17 protein-coding genes are annotated in these 14,658 nt (G+C 67.5%); 4 read left to right on the forward strand and 13 right to left on the reverse strand.

The window, feature by feature from the left end:
• Positions 1 to 134: 134 nt before the first annotated feature.
• The 6 genes from ABDC25_RS10065 to dapA all read right to left on the reverse strand — a co-directional run bounded on the left by ABDC25_RS10065 (position 135) and on the right by dapA (position 7,274).
• Positions 135 to 620: a CinA family protein gene (locus tag ABDC25_RS10065; protein WP_315068218.1), complete on the reverse strand. Its 486-nt coding sequence runs from the start codon at positions 618 to 620 to the stop codon at positions 135 to 137.
• A complete protein-coding gene (pgsA, locus tag ABDC25_RS10070; RefSeq protein WP_021198635.1) occupies positions 617 to 1,192 on the reverse strand; it encodes a CDP-diacylglycerol--glycerol-3-phosphate 3-phosphatidyltransferase in 576 nt (191 codons plus the stop codon). Before pgsA ends, ABDC25_RS10065 begins: the two co-directional genes overlap by 4 nt.
• Positions 1,192 to 3,927 (reverse strand): DNA translocase FtsK, encoded by a 2,736-nt coding sequence (locus ABDC25_RS10075; RefSeq protein WP_021198634.1) that lies wholly within the window; start codon positions 3,925 to 3,927, stop codon positions 1,192 to 1,194. The genes pgsA and ABDC25_RS10075 overlap by 1 nt, the downstream gene beginning before the upstream one ends.
• Before the next feature lie 72 nt (positions 3,928 to 3,999).
• Complete coding sequence (locus tag ABDC25_RS10080; protein ID WP_347122816.1) at positions 4,000 to 4,494, reverse strand: GNAT family N-acetyltransferase; 495 nt, start codon at positions 4,492 to 4,494, stop codon at positions 4,000 to 4,002.
• A 72-nt stretch (positions 4,495 to 4,566) separates the two neighbouring features.
• On the reverse strand, positions 4,567 to 6,243 hold the full coding sequence (locus ABDC25_RS10085) for a ribonuclease J (RefSeq protein WP_021198632.1): 1,677 nt from the start codon (positions 6,241 to 6,243) through the stop codon (positions 4,567 to 4,569).
• Between the two features lie 53 nt (positions 6,244 to 6,296).
• Positions 6,297 to 7,274: a 4-hydroxy-tetrahydrodipicolinate synthase gene (dapA, locus tag ABDC25_RS10090; protein WP_021198631.1), complete on the reverse strand. Its 978-nt coding sequence runs from the start codon at positions 7,272 to 7,274 to the stop codon at positions 6,297 to 6,299.
• A gap of 77 nt (positions 7,275 to 7,351) precedes the next feature.
• On the opposite strand from dapA, the gene ABDC25_RS10095 reads away from it, so the two are divergent.
• Complete coding sequence (locus ABDC25_RS10095) at positions 7,352 to 7,918, forward strand: NUDIX hydrolase (RefSeq protein WP_315068229.1); 567 nt, start codon at positions 7,352 to 7,354, stop codon at positions 7,916 to 7,918.
• 28 nt (positions 7,919 to 7,946) lie between these two features.
• Here ABDC25_RS10095 and ABDC25_RS10100 read toward each other — a convergent pair whose 3' ends face one another.
• Genes ABDC25_RS10100 through ABDC25_RS10110 form a run of 3 tightly spaced genes read right to left on the reverse strand, consistent with a single transcriptional unit; the run spans position 7,947 to position 9,990 of the window.
• Positions 7,947 to 8,708 (reverse strand): SDR family oxidoreductase, encoded by a 762-nt coding sequence (locus ABDC25_RS10100; RefSeq protein WP_347122819.1) that lies wholly within the window; start codon positions 8,706 to 8,708, stop codon positions 7,947 to 7,949.
• Positions 8,708 to 9,184, reverse strand: a complete 477-nt coding sequence (locus ABDC25_RS10105) for a dihydrofolate reductase (RefSeq protein ID WP_029259015.1) — start codon at positions 9,182 to 9,184, stop codon at positions 8,708 to 8,710. Before ABDC25_RS10105 ends, ABDC25_RS10100 begins: the two co-directional genes overlap by 1 nt.
• Positions 9,181 to 9,990, reverse strand: a complete 810-nt coding sequence (locus ABDC25_RS10110) for a thymidylate synthase (protein WP_347122821.1) — start codon at positions 9,988 to 9,990, stop codon at positions 9,181 to 9,183. The genes ABDC25_RS10105 and ABDC25_RS10110 overlap by 4 nt, the downstream gene beginning before the upstream one ends.
• Positions 9,991 to 10,108: 118 nt before the next feature.
• On the opposite strand from ABDC25_RS10110, the gene ABDC25_RS10115 reads away from it, so the two are divergent.
• From ABDC25_RS10115 to ABDC25_RS10125, 3 genes are all read left to right on the forward strand, one after another.
• Positions 10,109 to 10,522 (forward strand): thioredoxin family protein, encoded by a 414-nt coding sequence (locus ABDC25_RS10115; protein WP_021198626.1) that lies wholly within the window; start codon positions 10,109 to 10,111, stop codon positions 10,520 to 10,522.
• A gap of 21 nt (positions 10,523 to 10,543) precedes the next feature.
• Positions 10,544 to 11,122 (forward strand): DUF4395 family protein, encoded by a 579-nt coding sequence (locus tag ABDC25_RS10120; protein WP_029259012.1) that lies wholly within the window; start codon positions 10,544 to 10,546, stop codon positions 11,120 to 11,122.
• A gap of 81 nt (positions 11,123 to 11,203) precedes the next feature.
• The gene (locus tag ABDC25_RS10125) at positions 11,204 to 11,629 is read left to right on the forward strand and encodes an OsmC family peroxiredoxin (RefSeq protein ID WP_021198624.1); all 426 of its coding nucleotides are present in this window, start codon (positions 11,204 to 11,206) and stop codon (positions 11,627 to 11,629) included.
• Between the two features lie 8 nt (positions 11,630 to 11,637).
• On the opposite strand, the gene ABDC25_RS10130 is transcribed toward ABDC25_RS10125, so the two are convergent.
• From ABDC25_RS10130 to ABDC25_RS10145, 4 genes are all read right to left on the reverse strand, one after another.
• Complete coding sequence (locus tag ABDC25_RS10130; protein ID WP_021198623.1) at positions 11,638 to 12,078, reverse strand: hypothetical protein; 441 nt, start codon at positions 12,076 to 12,078, stop codon at positions 11,638 to 11,640.
• The gene (dapB, locus tag ABDC25_RS10135) at positions 12,078 to 12,818 is read right to left on the reverse strand and encodes a 4-hydroxy-tetrahydrodipicolinate reductase (protein ID WP_021198622.1); all 741 of its coding nucleotides are present in this window, start codon (positions 12,816 to 12,818) and stop codon (positions 12,078 to 12,080) included. Before dapB ends, ABDC25_RS10130 begins: the two co-directional genes overlap by 1 nt.
• Before the next feature lie 83 nt (positions 12,819 to 12,901).
• Positions 12,902 to 13,504 carry a histidine phosphatase family protein gene (locus ABDC25_RS10140; protein ID WP_021198621.1) on the reverse strand — a complete coding sequence of 201 codons (603 nt, stop codon included), beginning with the start codon at positions 13,502 to 13,504 and terminating at the stop codon, positions 12,902 to 12,904.
• Between the two features lie 69 nt (positions 13,505 to 13,573).
• Positions 13,574 to 14,602, reverse strand: coding sequence for an aldo/keto reductase (locus ABDC25_RS10145; RefSeq protein ID WP_021198620.1), 1,029 nt, complete (start codon positions 14,600 to 14,602; stop codon positions 13,574 to 13,576).
• Positions 14,603 to 14,658 lie beyond the last annotated feature (56 nt).

Raw genomic sequence — 14,658 nt, forward strand, 5'->3', positions numbered from 1 at the left:
TCCTCCCCATGTGATCGTTCGAGGTCTCCCCCGATGAGACAGCCAGTCTAGTACCCCTGGCATGCACAGAATCTACCCCTGCACTCTGTGGTTTAAGTGTGAGCACATCAGAGATAACCACCCCGGCGGTCCTGCTATTCCGCCAGCATCGCGCACAGTTCTTCGAGCGCTGCCGCGACCGTCTGCGCGCGGATCGAGTCGCGATCTCCGAGGAAACGGAAGGCCGTCGTCCTCATCGCCGCCGGCGTCGCCACGCCGATGTGCACCGTGCCGACCGGTTGCCCGTCGGGGGAATCCGGACCGGCGATTCCCGTCGTCGACACCCCGACATCGGCCGGCGAGCCACCGACGCTCACGACACTCCTCACTCCGTCTGCCATCTGCAGCGCGACCTGCGGATGCACCGGCCCGTGCACGGCGAGAAGGTCCGCGTCGACGCCCAACACCGACGCCTTCACCGGCGTCGCGTACGCCACCACCCCGCCGAGCAGCACCGTGGACGCGCCGGGAACCGAGACCAGGTCGGCGCACAGGGCGCCGCCGCTCAGCGACTCCGCGACTCCGAGCGTCCATCCCCGTCGACCCAGCGCCGCAAGGACGGCAGCAGCCGCGTCGCTCACGACTTCCGGCGCGAGCCGCGGACCTGCGCCACGATGTAGTCGATACCGCTCGCGACCGTGAGCACCAGGACGATGAGCATGAGGATGAAGGTGATCAACGTCCATGCGTCGAGACCGACGAAATAGTGCAGCGGAAGCAACGCCCAGCCGAGCGCCACACCTTGGAACGCCGTCTTGATCTTGCCCATCCAGGCCGCAGCGACGACATGCTCGCTGGCGACCATGAGCCGGTGGATTGTGATCCCCCACTCGCGCACGAGGATGAGGGCGACGATCCACCAGCCGACCTCGCCGAGGATGGCGAGTCCGATGAACCCGGCCCCCGTGAGCATCTTGTCGGCGATGGGATCCCAGAGCTTGCCGAAATCGCTGACGATGTCGTACTTGCGCGCGAGGTAGCCGTCGACCCAGTCCGTGGAGATCCCCACGATGAAGATGACCGCGGCCGCCCACCGGAGGCCGGGCTCGGCGAGGCCGTAGGTTCCGCCCAGCAGCAACAGGACGAAGAAGACGACCGCCAGCGGGATGCGCGCGACGGTGATGGCGTTGGGCAGCTGCCGCGGGATGGCCATCAGTCGCGTCCCGTCAGGCCCCAGGCGTCTTCGTCGCCCTCGGCCTCCACCTCGGGAAGCCCCTCATACTGGGCAGCGACCGGATCGTGCGTCTGGGGCAGGGGTGGCACCGGCGGAGCGACAGGGGCGGCGGAAGCGGGCGGCGACGTCGGAACGTCGTCACCGCGCAGCTTCGCCATCACCTGTGGGAGCTGCTCGGCCGTGGCCAGCACGTCGCGCGCCTTGGAGCCCTCGGACGGGCCGACGATCTCACGTGACTCCAGCAGGTCCATGAGGCGACCGGCCTTCGCGAAGCCGACCCGCAGCTTGCGCTGGAGCATCGAGGTCGATCCGAACTGCGACGAGACGATGAGCTCGGCAGCCGCGAGCAGCAGTTCCAGGTCGTCGCCGATGTCTTCGTCGACTTCCTTCTTCTTGGTCGGCTCCATCGCCTCCTGCACGTCGGGACGATAGTCCGGACGAGCCTGGCGGGTGACGTGCTTGACGACCGCGTCGATCTCCTTCTCGTCGACCCACGCGCCCTGCAGACGGAACGGCTTCGACGAGCCCATCGGCGAGAACAGCGCGTCACCCTGACCGATGAGCTTGTCCGCCCCGGGGCTATCGAGGATGACGCGGCTGTCGGTGACACTGGTGACGGCGAAGGCCAGTCGAGACGGGACGTTCGCCTTGATGAGTCCGGTGACGACGTCGACGCTCGGCCGCTGGGTCGCGAGGACGAGGTGGATGCCGGAGGCTCGCGCGAGCTGCGTGATGCGCACGATCGAGTCCTCCACGTCGCGAGGGGCGACCATCATGAGGTCGGCGAGCTCGTCGACCACGACCAGGAGGTACGGGTACGGCTTCAGAACGCGCTCGCTGCCCACCGGCAGCTCGACCTCCCCGGCGCGCACGGCACGGTTGAAGTCGTCGATATGACGGAAGCCGAAAGACGCGAGGTCGTCGTACCTCATGTCCATCTCCTTCACGACCCACTGCAGCGCTTCGGCCGCCTTCTTGGGGTTCGTGATGATGGGCGTGATCAGGTGCGGGACACCGGCGTAGCTGGTGAGCTCCACGCGCTTCGGGTCGATGAGGACCATGCGCACATCGGCGGGCCGCGCCCGCATCAGCAGGCTGGTGATCATGGAGTTCACGAAGCTCGACTTACCGGAGCCGGTGGAACCTGCCACCAGGAGATGCGGCATCTTCGCGAGGTTCGCGATGACGATGTTGCCGCCGACGTCCTTGCCCACGCCGATCGTCATCGGATGCGTGCTCTTCTGCGCGGCGGGCGAACGCAGCACGTCGCCGAGTGCGACCATCTCCTTGTCGGCGTTGGGAATCTCGATGCCGATCGCGCTCTTGCCCGGGATCGGCGAGAGGATGCGGACGTCGTTCGAGGCGACCGCGTAGGCGAAGTTGTTGCTCAGCTGCAGGATCTTCTCGACCTTGACGCCGTGGCCGACCTCGACCTCGTACTGGGTGACCGTCGGGCCGCGCGAGAAGCCGGTGACCTTCGCATCCACCTTGAACTGAGACAGCACACTGGTGATCTGCTCGATCACCTTGTCGGTGGCCTCGGAGCGCATCACCGGAGGCGGCCCTTCGACCAGAAGACCGGGAGAGGGCAGGATGTACGGCGTCACGGGCGCCTGCGGCCCGCGGTCGCCTGGCCCCTCGGTGCCGAAGCCGTCGAGGCCGGGAAGCTCCGGCACCTCTCCGGTGTCGGAGGAGTCGTCGAGCAGTGCCGTGGTCTGCTGCTCCGCGAGCGAATCGGCGACGGACCTCACGTCGGACAGCACCTCGGTGGCGGCGTCGTACGGGTTCTCGACGACGACGGCCTGATCGTAGGCGGGAGTCGGGTCGGAGGTCGTGAGCAGTGCGGTGATGTCGTCGGAGCCGAGCGTGCCTTCGTCGGGGTCCTCTTCACGGCCGGTCTTGTTGCGCCGCCACCACGGCAGCACGTCGGGATCGTCGACCTTGTCGGTGTCGTCGATCGCCGCGGAGTCTTTGGTCGACTTCTCCGGACGCTCGGCGTCGAACATCCAGGCGTAGAGATCGCCGAGACGGGCGCCGATGCGGTTCGGCGGAGTCTTGGTGAGGATGAGGATGCTGAGCGCCGCCAGCAGCGACAGCACGATGTACGCGGGGATGTCGGTGAGGTAGCTGAGCGGCTGGCCGAGCATCCATCCGAAGAGTCCGCCGGACTCGCTCAGTGCGAGCATGCCCTCCTTGGGCTGAGGGCCGTCGCCCGCGACGTGGCAGAAGCCGGCGAGCGTCAGGACGAACAATCCGAAACCGATTCCGATGCGGCCGTTGTCGTGAACCGACGAGGGGTGGCGGAACAGCCATCCGGCGAGCAGGAGCAGCAGAACGGGCATCACGAATGCGACGCGCCCGATCAGCCCTCCGACCGAATACGCGCTGATGTTCGCAGCGACCTCGTTGCCGATGAAGAACCACTCGTTGACCGCACCGAGCACGGCGAGGAGCACGAGGAGGAAGGGAAAACCGTCGCGACGATCGTCTTTCTCGAGAGTCTCGGGGCCGAACGCGCGGAAGAGTCCGCCGACGCCGTGCGCCAGCCCGACCCAGGCCCGGACGGCGACCGGCGGCTTGTCTGCCTCGTCGATGTACTTCTTGGGAGCGGGCTGCGCCTTGCGAGCGGGCTGGGCCTTGGGAGCCGTCTGCCGCTTGGGGCGCGACGGTGCGCTGGTCGACGCGCTCTCTGTCTTCGTGGTACTCCTGGCCATGCTCTCACGTTACGTCCAACAGCCGACATCTCCGCGTAATGACGCGGCTTTCCATGGATCCGAGGGGCGCGATCACGCCGTGCCGCGAGCCATCGTGTCGTGGGTCGCGCCCTGACTCACCACGGCAAAACCCTCGGCTCGATACAGGTTGCGCGCGAAGTTGTCCCGTTCCACGCTCAGGCTGATCCGGGCATGCCCCTGCGAGCCCGCCAGGTGCACGACGCCGCGCAGCAGCGCCCGCCCGACGCCTCGGGCACGCCAGAGCGGGTGCACACCGATGATCAGCTCCGGGACCGCGACGCCGATGAAACCGAACCCGGGATCGTTCTGCGGGAGCACCCGGTACCAGGCCGCACCCACCGGGGTGCCGTCGTCGCCGGCCGCGACCAGTCCGTCGTCCGCCATGCGCTTCCAGCCCGCGAGGTAACGCCGATGGTCGGGCGACGTCAGCACCTCATGACGGGGACGCACTCCCCCGGCGCGCCAATTGGCGGCCTCGACGAGCATGTCGCCGAGGAACATCGCATCCGTCTGCGCCGCCCTGCGAAGGGAGAAGCCCCTGTACATGACGCGAGCATAGGACGTCGGTGTTACATCGGGATGACGCTCACCCGTGAGTGCGAGACGACTCGCCTGTCGTCATGCCTCGATGACGAGCGGCACGATCATCGGACGGCGACGGAGCCGCTGGTTCACCCAGCGACCGATCGTGCGTCGCACGACCTGCGACAGTGCGTGGGTGTCGCGGACGCCGTTGCCCGACGCCTCCTTGAGCGCAGCGACGATCTTCGGCGTGACGTCGTCGAACACCGAGTCGTCCTCGGCGACACCGCGCGCGTGGATCTCGGGACCGGAGATGATGCGTCCGGTGCCGGCGTCCACGACCACGATCACGGAGATGAAGCCTTCCTCGCCGAGGATGCGGCGATCCTTGAGGTCGGCATCGGTGATCTCTCCGACGGTGGAGCCGTCGACGTAAACGAATCCGAGGTCGAGCTGCCCGGTGACCTTCGCGACGCCGTCCTTGAGGTCGATCACGGTGCCGTTCGAGGCGATGATCGTGTTCTCCTCGGAGATACCGGTGTCCTGCGCGAGCTTGGCATTAGCGATCAGGTGCCGATACTCGCCGTGCACGGGGAGGACGTTCTTCGGCCTCAGGATGTTGTAGCAGTAGATCAGCTCACCGGCGGCGGCGTGCCCGGAGACGTGCACCTTCGCATTCGCCTTGTGCACGACGTTCGCGCCGAGCTTGGTCAGTCCGTCGATGACGCGGTACACGGCGTTCTCGTTGCCGGGGATGAGGCTGGAGGCGAGGATGACGGTGTCACCCTCGCTGATCTCGATCGCGTGGTCCATGTTCGCCATGCGGCTGAGCACGGCCATCGGCTCACCCTGGGAGCCCGTCGACATGTAGACGATCTGCTCGTCCGGCAGGTCGCGCGCCTTCTTGAAGTCGATCAGCACCCCGTCCGGCACCTTGAGGTAGCCGAGCTGCTCGGCGATGGTCATGTTGCGGACCATGCTGCGGCCGAGGAACGCGACACGGCGGCCGTTGGCGTGCGCGGCGTCGATCACCTGCTGCACGCGGTGGACGTGGCTGGAGAAGCTCGCGACGATGACGCGACGGGGCGCCTTCGCGATCACCTGGTCGAGCACGGGACCGATGGAGCGCTCCGTCGGGGTGAAGCCGGGGACGTCGGCGTTCGTCGAGTCGACGAGGAACAGGTCCACGCCCTCTTCACCGAGGCGGGCGAACGCACGCAGGTCGGTGATCCGACCGTCCAGCGGCAGCTGGTCCATCTTGAAGTCACCGGTGGCGAGCACCATGCCTGCGGGTGTGCGGATGGCGACGGCCAGTGCATCGGGGATCGAGTGGTTGACGGCGACGAACTCGAGGTCGAACGGACCGACCCGCTCCTGCTGCCCCTCTTTCACCGTGAGCGTGAAGGCCTTGATCCGATGCTCTTTGAGCTTCGCCTCGACCAATGCGAGGGTGAGGCCCGAGCCGATCAGGGGGATGTCGCTCTTGAGCCGGAGCAGATACGGAACCGCGCCGATGTGGTCTTCATGACCGTGCGTGAGCACCACGCCGACGATGTCGTCGAGCCGGTCGCGGATGGGCTCGAAGTCGGGAAGGATCAGATCGACACCGGGCTGGTGCTCCTCGGGGAAGAGCACACCGCAGTCGACGATCAGGATCTTCCCGTCGTACTCGAACATGGTCATGTTACGACCGATCTCGCCGAGTCCGCCGATCGGAATGACCCGCAGCGTCCCTTCGTCGAGAGCGGTCGGTTCTACCAGGGGAATGGACATGCTGTCTCCTCAGTCGGACACTCCGCGCGTCCGTTCGTTCATGGCGACGCGACTCAGCGCGTCGTGCCGTGCACCTTCGGCAGGGCACCACCCGCAGCCGCGTTGCGGTCGGGTCGGAAGTTCGAGAAATCGGCTCCGGGAACGTTCTGCACGAGGTCGAGCTCATCCTCGATGAGCGCAGCCTCCCATTCCTCGGGACCGACCAGGGGAAGGCGAACGCGCGGGCTCGAGATGCGACCGAGTCCGTGCAGGATGTACTTGGCCGCAACGGTTCCGGGAACATGCGTCATCACCGCGCGGACGAGCGGTTCGAGGCGCTGGTGCTCGGCGGTCGCCGTGGCGAGGTCGCCGGCGTTCACCGCGTCGATTATCGTGCGGTACGGCGCCGCTGCGACGTTCGCCGTCACGCCGATGAGACCGGTCGCGCCGATCGCGAGGTGCGGCAGCACGTTCGCGTCATCGCCGGAGAAGTACATCAGATCGGTCTGGTTCAGCACGCGGCTCACCTCGGAGAAGTCGCCCTTGGCGTCTTTCACGGCGAGGATATTCGGGTGCTTCGCGAGACGCAGGATCGTCTCGTACTTGATCGGCACACCCGTGCGCCCGGGGATGTCATAGAGGATCACGGGGAGATCGGTCGCGTCTGCGACCAGACGGAAGTGCGTGAGGATGCCGGCCTGCGTCGGCTTGTTGTAGTACGGCGTGACGATCATGATGCCGTCGGCGCCGGCCTTCTCGCTGGCTTTGTAGAGCTCGATCGCGTGGGCGGTCTCGTTCGAGCCGCCGCCGGTGATGATCTTGGCGCGGCCTGCGGAGACGGACTTGCCGACCTCGACGAGCTTGAGCTTCTCGGGGTCCGTCAGGGTCGAGGTCTCACCTGTCGTTCCCGTCACGACGATGCCGTCCGCTCCCGCGGTGATCACGTCATCGATGTGCTTCTCGACGGCGGGCCAGTCGACTTCGCCGTCGGCCGTCATCGGAGTGACGAGCGCGACGAGAACCTGTCCGAATGGGTTGCCCGAGTGCGTCATAGACCCAGCGTATCGGTTCGGCTGCCGCTCATGCGGACGCGGTGACGCGCATGACGTCTCCGTTCTACGCTCGAAGCATGACATGGGTCACACGAGGCACCGAGACGAAGTACGAGAACGCGTGGATCCGTGTGCGGGAGGACCGGGTCACGGGACCAGCGGGCGCGGACGGCATCTATGGTGTCGTCACCATGCAGCACCCGGCGGTCTTCATCGTCGCCGTGGACGAGGAAGACCGCGTGTGTCTCGTCACGATCGACCGCTACACCGTGGGGACGACCATCGAGGTCCCCGCGGGCGGCAGCGACGGGGAAGACCCCCTGCTCGCGGCGAGACGCGAGCTCAGGGAGGAGACCGGATTCGAAGCCGGTGAGTGGACGGCCCTGGGCACCATGCACGCTCTGAACGGGATCGCCGAGGCGACCGAACACGTCTTCCTCGCACGCGCTCTGCGCCCGGTCGCAGAGGACGACGCCGAGAACGGGAGCGACGCCGCCGAGAGCCAGGCCGAAGAAGGCATCCAGGCCGTCTCGTGGGTACCGTTCGCGCACGTGCTGCGCATGATCGCCGACGGCGACATCACCGACGGAGAGACCATCGCGGCGATCGCCAAGGCGGGGATCCTGCTCGGCAGGTTCCACTGACCGCTGCCGATCAGATGACCGCTGCCGGTCAGACGCGGCCTCGGCGCGCCACGCGGGAGGTGAGCGTGCTCGGGAGGAGGCGTGTCAGCGCCACGATCACCTTGTACCGGAGCGACGGCACCGAGACCGACCTGCCACGGGCGGCATCGCGCAGGCCGACGCGCACGACGTCCCGCGCGTTCAACCACATGATGCCGGGAACGCCCTCCTGGCCCACCGCGAGCCCCATGCGTTCGTGGAAGGACGTGTGCGTGAACCCGGGGCACAGCGCCGTGACAGAGACGCCGTCGCGCGTGTACTCGGCATTCGCCCAGCGGCTGAATCCGATGAGCCAGGCCTTGCAGGCGGAGTACGTCGACCGGGAGATGACGCCGGCCACGGAAGCCACATTGATGATGCGACCGCCACGACCACGCATGGACTGCAGTGCCGCGTGCATGAGCCGCATCGACGCCTCCACATGTACACGGAGATGACGCACCTCATCGTCGATGTCGTTGTCGGCGAACTGCAGCGGAAGACCGAACCCGGCGTTGTTCACCAAGAGGTCGATGGGGTCCGCCGTGTCGCGCAGGCGCGCGGCGACCTTCTCGACGCCGGCCTCATCCGCCAGGTCGGCGGGGATGATCTCGACCGCGACCCCGTATTCGCTCCGCAGTTCGGCGCCCAGCGTCTCCAGCGCGTCCTCTGATCTCGCCACCAGGACGAGGTCGGCACGTCGCCGCGCGAGCTGACGCGCGAACTCGGCGCCCAGTCCGGCGCTGGCTCCGGTGATCAGTGCGGTGGGCATCAGCGCTCGTATCCCAGGAAGCGGTACCGCACTCCCGTGCGCGACGTGAGCCACTCCCCCTCGTCGATGAGGCGCCACCCGGTCTTCGCCGGTGCGTAGGCATCGCCGGCGACGTCGAGATCGAGCTCGGTGACCTCCAGCCGATCGGCGTCGCCGATCACCTGTCGGAAGATCTCCGCCCCACCGATGATCCAGACCCTGTCGAGTCCGCGAACGGCCTCGGCGACGGTGGATGCACGCCGCGCGCCCTCTTCGGACCAGTCCTGCTGCCGGGTCACCACGATGTTGTCCCGTCCGGCGAGCGGGCGGAATCGCTCGGGCAGCGAGTCCCAGGTCTTGCGCCCCATCACCACGGGAGCGCCGAGGGTGACCTCCTTGAAGTGCGCCAGGTCTTCGGGCACGTGCCAGGGCATGCCACCCTCGGCACCGATGACCCCTCCGTGCGCCTCGGCCCAGATCAACCCGACCCAGGTCATACCGCCACCGCCGCCCTGATCGGCGCGTGGTGCTGATAGTCCTCCACGAGGAAGTCCTCATAGCGGTAGTCGAGAATCGATTCGGGCTTCCGCGCGAAACGCAGCCTCGGGTAGGGGTAGGGCTCACGGCTGAGCTGCTCCCGCACCTGATCGACGTGATTGTCGTAGACGTGGCAGTCTCCGCCCGTCCAGACGAAGTCTCCGGGCTCGAGGCCCACCTGCTGGGCGATCATCATGGTCAGCAAGGCGTAGGAGGCGATGTTGAACGGCACACCGAGGAACATGTCGGCGCTGCGCTGATACAGCTGACACGAGAGCTTGCCGTCGGCGACGTAGAACTGGAACAGCGCGTGACAGGGCGCGAGCGCCATGTCCGGGATGTCGGCCGGGTTCCAGGCAGACACGATGAGCCGACGGGAGTCGGGCGAGCGTCGGATCTGCTCGATCACGTCGGAGAGCTGGTCGATGCTCCCACCGTCCGGCGTCGGCCACGAACGCCACTGCACCCCGTAGACCGGGCCGAGGTCGCCGGATTCATCGGCCCACTCGTCCCAGATCGTGACCCCGTTCTCGCGGAGCCACCCGACGTTGGAATCACCCTGCAGGAACCAGAGGAGCTCGTACGCGATGGATTTGAAGTGCACGCGCTTGGTGGTGATGAGGGGGAAGCCCTTCGACAGATCGAAGCGGATCTGACGCCCGAAGACGCTCGTCGTCCCCGTCCCGGTGCGATCGGACTTATGCGTGCCGGTCTCCAGGACGTCGCGGAGCAGGTCTTCATAAGGAGTCGGGACGGCTGCGCTCATGACAGCCACGATACCGTCACGCTCGCCTCCTCGGGCGGAACCGCTTCCGCGCGTGGGCCCTCCGTCATCGTCGGAAACATCGACCCGATCCCGCTTCGACACGACATATCCTCGACCCATGTCGCCCGCGCTCGCCCTCGGTATCGCCGCAGCACTCCTCGTGCTCGCGACGGGCATCGGCGTCGTGCTGCGCCGGCGAGACGGACGACGGCGGGACGGCGGTGCTCTCCGCTTCGATCCGGCGGACGCGGTCACCTCGGAGCTCGGGTCCCGCGCGACTCTCGTGCAGTTCAGCACCGAGATGTGCGCGCGGTGCCCACAGGTGAGACGTCTGCTCGGTTCGTATGCCGACGACCACGACGGTCTCGCCCATGTGGAGGTCGATCTGACGCACCGGCCCGATCTCTCCGCGCGCTACAAGGTGCTCCAGACGCCCACGACCTTCGTGGTCGACGGTGCCGGTGCCGTCCGCGCCAGATTCCACGGAGTGCCGACCAGGCACGCCCTCACCGAAGCCCTCACCGCCGTCTGAGCCGGAAGACCGGAGCGCCCCATGAGCACCCCCGCAGGCATCGACCCCCGAGGCCCCCGCTTCGCCGCCGCCATCACCGCGGTCCTGCTGCTGGTGGCGACGTTCCTGGCCCTGATCGGGATCTCGACTCTCCGGACCGGAATCGCCTCGTTCGGTTGGTTCGCCTACCAGCCCCTCGCCGATGCCACATTCGTTCCGTCCGGGTGGGCGATCTCCTCGGCCCCGCTCCTGCAGCGCGCTCTCGACCCGGGGTTCCTCCTCACGGTCGTCATCGCTCTCCTGTTCCTCTGGGGATTGGTCTCTCCGCAGACGGCCCCCTGGGCCACGCTGTTCCGCTCAGCGATCCGTCCACGCCTCGCCGCTCCGACGGAGCTCGAAGACCCGCGGCCGCCCCGGTTCTCGCAGGGCGTCGGGCTCTTCGTCGTGGGTGTCGGCCTCGTCCTGCACCTCCTGGGTGTTCCGTGGGCGCTGCCGATCGCGACGTCCGCGGCATTCATCGCCGCATTCCTCAACGCCGCCTTCGCCTTCTGCCTGGGCTGCCAGCTCTACCTCCTGCTGCAGCGCGCGGGCGTCGTCGGTCGCGAAGCCACCCCCGCCTGACCGCGGTTCCGCGTCGGCAGGACGCTCGCTAGGCTGACCACGAGTCGACGCTGCGCCCGCAGCTCGAGAACCGGAGGAATCATGCCCGTCACCAGCGAAGCCGCCAGCACGTGGACCGGATCGCTCATGGAGGGATCCGGCACCGTCGCGTTCTCGTCGTCGAACCTCGGCACCTTTCCGATCAACTGGAAGGCCCGCAGCGAAGGCAGCGACACGACGACCACCCCGGAAGAGCTCATCGCCGCCGCGCACGCCTCCTGCTTCAGCATGGCGCTCTCGCACGCGCTCGCCGAGAACGGCACCCCGCCGGAGCGCGTGAACACGACGGCCTCGGTCACCTTCAAGCCCGGCGTCGGCATCACCGGCAGCCACCTCAACGTCAACGCGACGGTCCCGAACCTGACGCCCGAGGCATTCCAGGAGATCGCGAACGGTGCAAAGACCGGTTGCCCGGTGTCGCAGGCGCTCGCCGGAATCGAGATCACCCTCGAGGCCACGCTCGCCTGAGTGCGTCGTCAGGGTCGGCGTGGCGCGAGACGGATGGCCTCGCGAATGCTGGCCCTGGCGTCCTTGCGGCGGCCCGCCGCATCCTGCACCACGCCCAACCGGTAGCGCGCCCGCCAGTCCTCGCCTGCCGCATCCGCTTCGGCCGCGTACCGCGCGATGAGCGGATCCGCGTCGGCGCGGGCGATCCTGCCGCTGGGGGTCAGTTCGGTCTCAACCGGCGGCATCCCGCCTTCCGCATCGAGAAGTCGCCCAAGGCGGTCGGCACCGAATCCGAACATCATCTCGCGGATGAGCGCCCATGCTCCGATCGGCGCCAGAACGAGGAGCGTGATCCCCATACCGATCGACACGGGTGTGCCGACCGAGATGAACATCACGGCGAGCCAGATCGCCACCGCGAGGTAGACCAGAAGCGCCGCGGCCATCAGCGCGACGCCGATGCGCGACATCACGACCGGATGCCGATGTCGATCATGTGCTCGAGACCCACGAACACACCGGTGGCCTGCACCGCGAACGGCACCGAGAGCCGGATGCCGGGGGCATAGGCGAGCGCCGAATCGATCGTGTCGTGCGTGAACGTGAGCGATTCGCCGGGACCGGAGAGGATGACCTCCTGTTTGGCGACGACACCGGGACGACGCAGCGAGTGGATCGGCACGCTGCCGACCTGCTGCCCGCGGGCGCGCTGGTCGGCGTGCGGTGCGCTGACCGGCCCCTGCTCGGCACGGGCGGCAGCGATCAGTTCCGCGGTGCGCACAGCGGTTCCACTCGGCGAGTCGATCTTGGTCTCACGATGGGCTTCGATGATCTCGGCCGAGCCGAAGAAGGGCGCAGCCGCGGCGGCCAGTGCCGAACCCAGAACGGATCCCAGCGAGAAGTTGGGGATGAACACCGCGCCGGTGCCCGCCGCCTCGACGAGAGGGCGCACCAGAGCGATGCGCTCAGCCGACCAGCCGGAGGTCGCGACCAGCACGTTGATGCCGCGCTCGACGGCGGCGCGGACGACGTCGATGCTGACCTGCGGCGTCGATGCGTCGACCACGAGGTCGGCGCCGTCGAGTTCGGACAGATCACTGGATGAGGTCAGCACCCGGCTCACCTCGAACCCCTCGAGCTCGTCGATCACCGCACCGATGATCGTTCCGAGCTTCCCGGTTCCGCCGACGAGTGCTACCTGCGTGGTCATGCGTCCAGTCTATTTCGCGGGTGACGCCGTCCGGCCCGGGGCGCGCGGGGCCGGATACACCATCTTGCGCCTGCGCAGGTGGCTCAGACCAGGAGCGCGTCGGGGATCCCGGTCCGCAGCTCCACCGGAAGGTGGCCGGTGTCGTTGTGCGTGAGCAGCGTCCACGGTCGCCCTTGCTTCTGCGCGATCACCGTCAGACCGCAGTGCGACTGGTTGAGGGTCATCCACCGCCACTCGGGGGCGGAGAGCACCTCCCGGACGAACCAAGAGATCACGAAGTTGTGGGTGATGAGCACCTCGTGCACATCGCCGGTCTTGCGCACCAGGAACTCGTTCACGGCATCCGACATCTGCGCCCGCCCCGCCTCGATCTCCGCCTCGGTGACGGATCCGAAGAACGGCTCGAACACCGAGGGAGTCTCCTCGGTCATCCCCGTGGGAACGCAATCGAAGAGCAGAGCGGTCGGCTCGGGGTCGACCGACGGAAGGCGCGCCGCGATCGCCCGCGCCGTCTCGTTCGCGCGCAGCAACGGTGAATGCCAGACGGCATCGAGAGGAAGCCCCGACAGACGGTCGGCGATCAGTTCCGCCTGACGCTGGCCTCTCGGAGAGAGGGGTCCGTCGGCGAGACCATGCTCGGCATCCTGATGTTCACCGTGTCTGACCAGATATATGTAGTGCGTCACAACTCGCTCGCTTCATCGCCAGCATCCGCCGGGCCTCCCTTCCACCCTATGTCACGGGTGAAGGGATACTCAGTTTCCCGCCCGGGTGAGCTCGGCGACCTGGCTGCGCGAAAGCGAGACGCCCGCTCCCTGCATGAGCTCATCGACGTGATCGCTGGCGAAGGCGTTGACGATCGGCGCGGCGACCGTGCGCTGGGCGAGCAACCAAGCCACGGACACCGCCGCGACCGGAGCGCTCACCTCGTCGGCGACCTGATCGAGAGCGCGCAGGATCTTGATGCCCCGGCGGTTGAGATGCCCTCGCAGCTGCTCGCCCCGCACGCCGCGCGAGGTGAGCGCCTTGCTGCGGTGGCGCCCGGAGAGAAAGCCGTGCTCGAGCGCGTGCGATGGCGTGACCGCGAGGTTCTGCGCACCCGCGACGAGCCGGAGATCACCCTCGAACGGCTGACGACGGACGAGGTTGTACGGCGCATCGATCACCTTGATGCGCGGGTAGCCGGCCGACGCAAGGATGCGCGCCTCGACGAGTCGCTCCGGCGCGAACCCGAACGCACCGAGCGCACCGATCTTTCCGGCCTCCATCAACCATTCGACGGTCGCCAACGTGTCTTCGAGGTTCGTGGTCGCATCGAGGGTGGCGTCGAGGTAGACGACATCGATGCGATCCACGTCGAGACGCGTCAGGGACCCCTCCACCGCGCGGACGAGATTGACCGAGCCCAGACCGGGGTTGTCGGCGTGGGCCCCGATGCGCACACTCACGATGCTGCGGTCGCGCTGGCCGCGTGAACGCAGCCACTGCCCGATGATGTGCTCGCTGCGACCCCCGGAGAAGCCGTCAGCCGTGTGGATCGCGTTTCCGCCGAACTCCACGTAGCGGTCGAGGATGCCGTGGCTGGTCTCGAGGTCGACGTTCCAGCCGAACTCCGCAGCTCCCAGCATCAACGGGAACGTCTCGTAGCCGGTCTCGCCGAGAGCGGTTCGGATCGTCTCCCCTATCCCTGGCCCGACGATCGGGATGGGCGCAGAGGGATGCTCGGCGATGCCCTGCTGGGCACGTTCCTCAGACGCTCCTGCGCCTACGCTGAACAACCGCATACTCTCTCACCCCCGCGTCGATCGGTGCGTGCCGACCTGCGTACCTGCTCGATCTG

The organism is Microbacterium sp. SY138, from assembly GCF_039729145.1.
Lineage (GTDB): Bacteria > Actinomycetota > Actinomycetes > Actinomycetales > Microbacteriaceae > Microbacterium > Microbacterium maritypicum_A.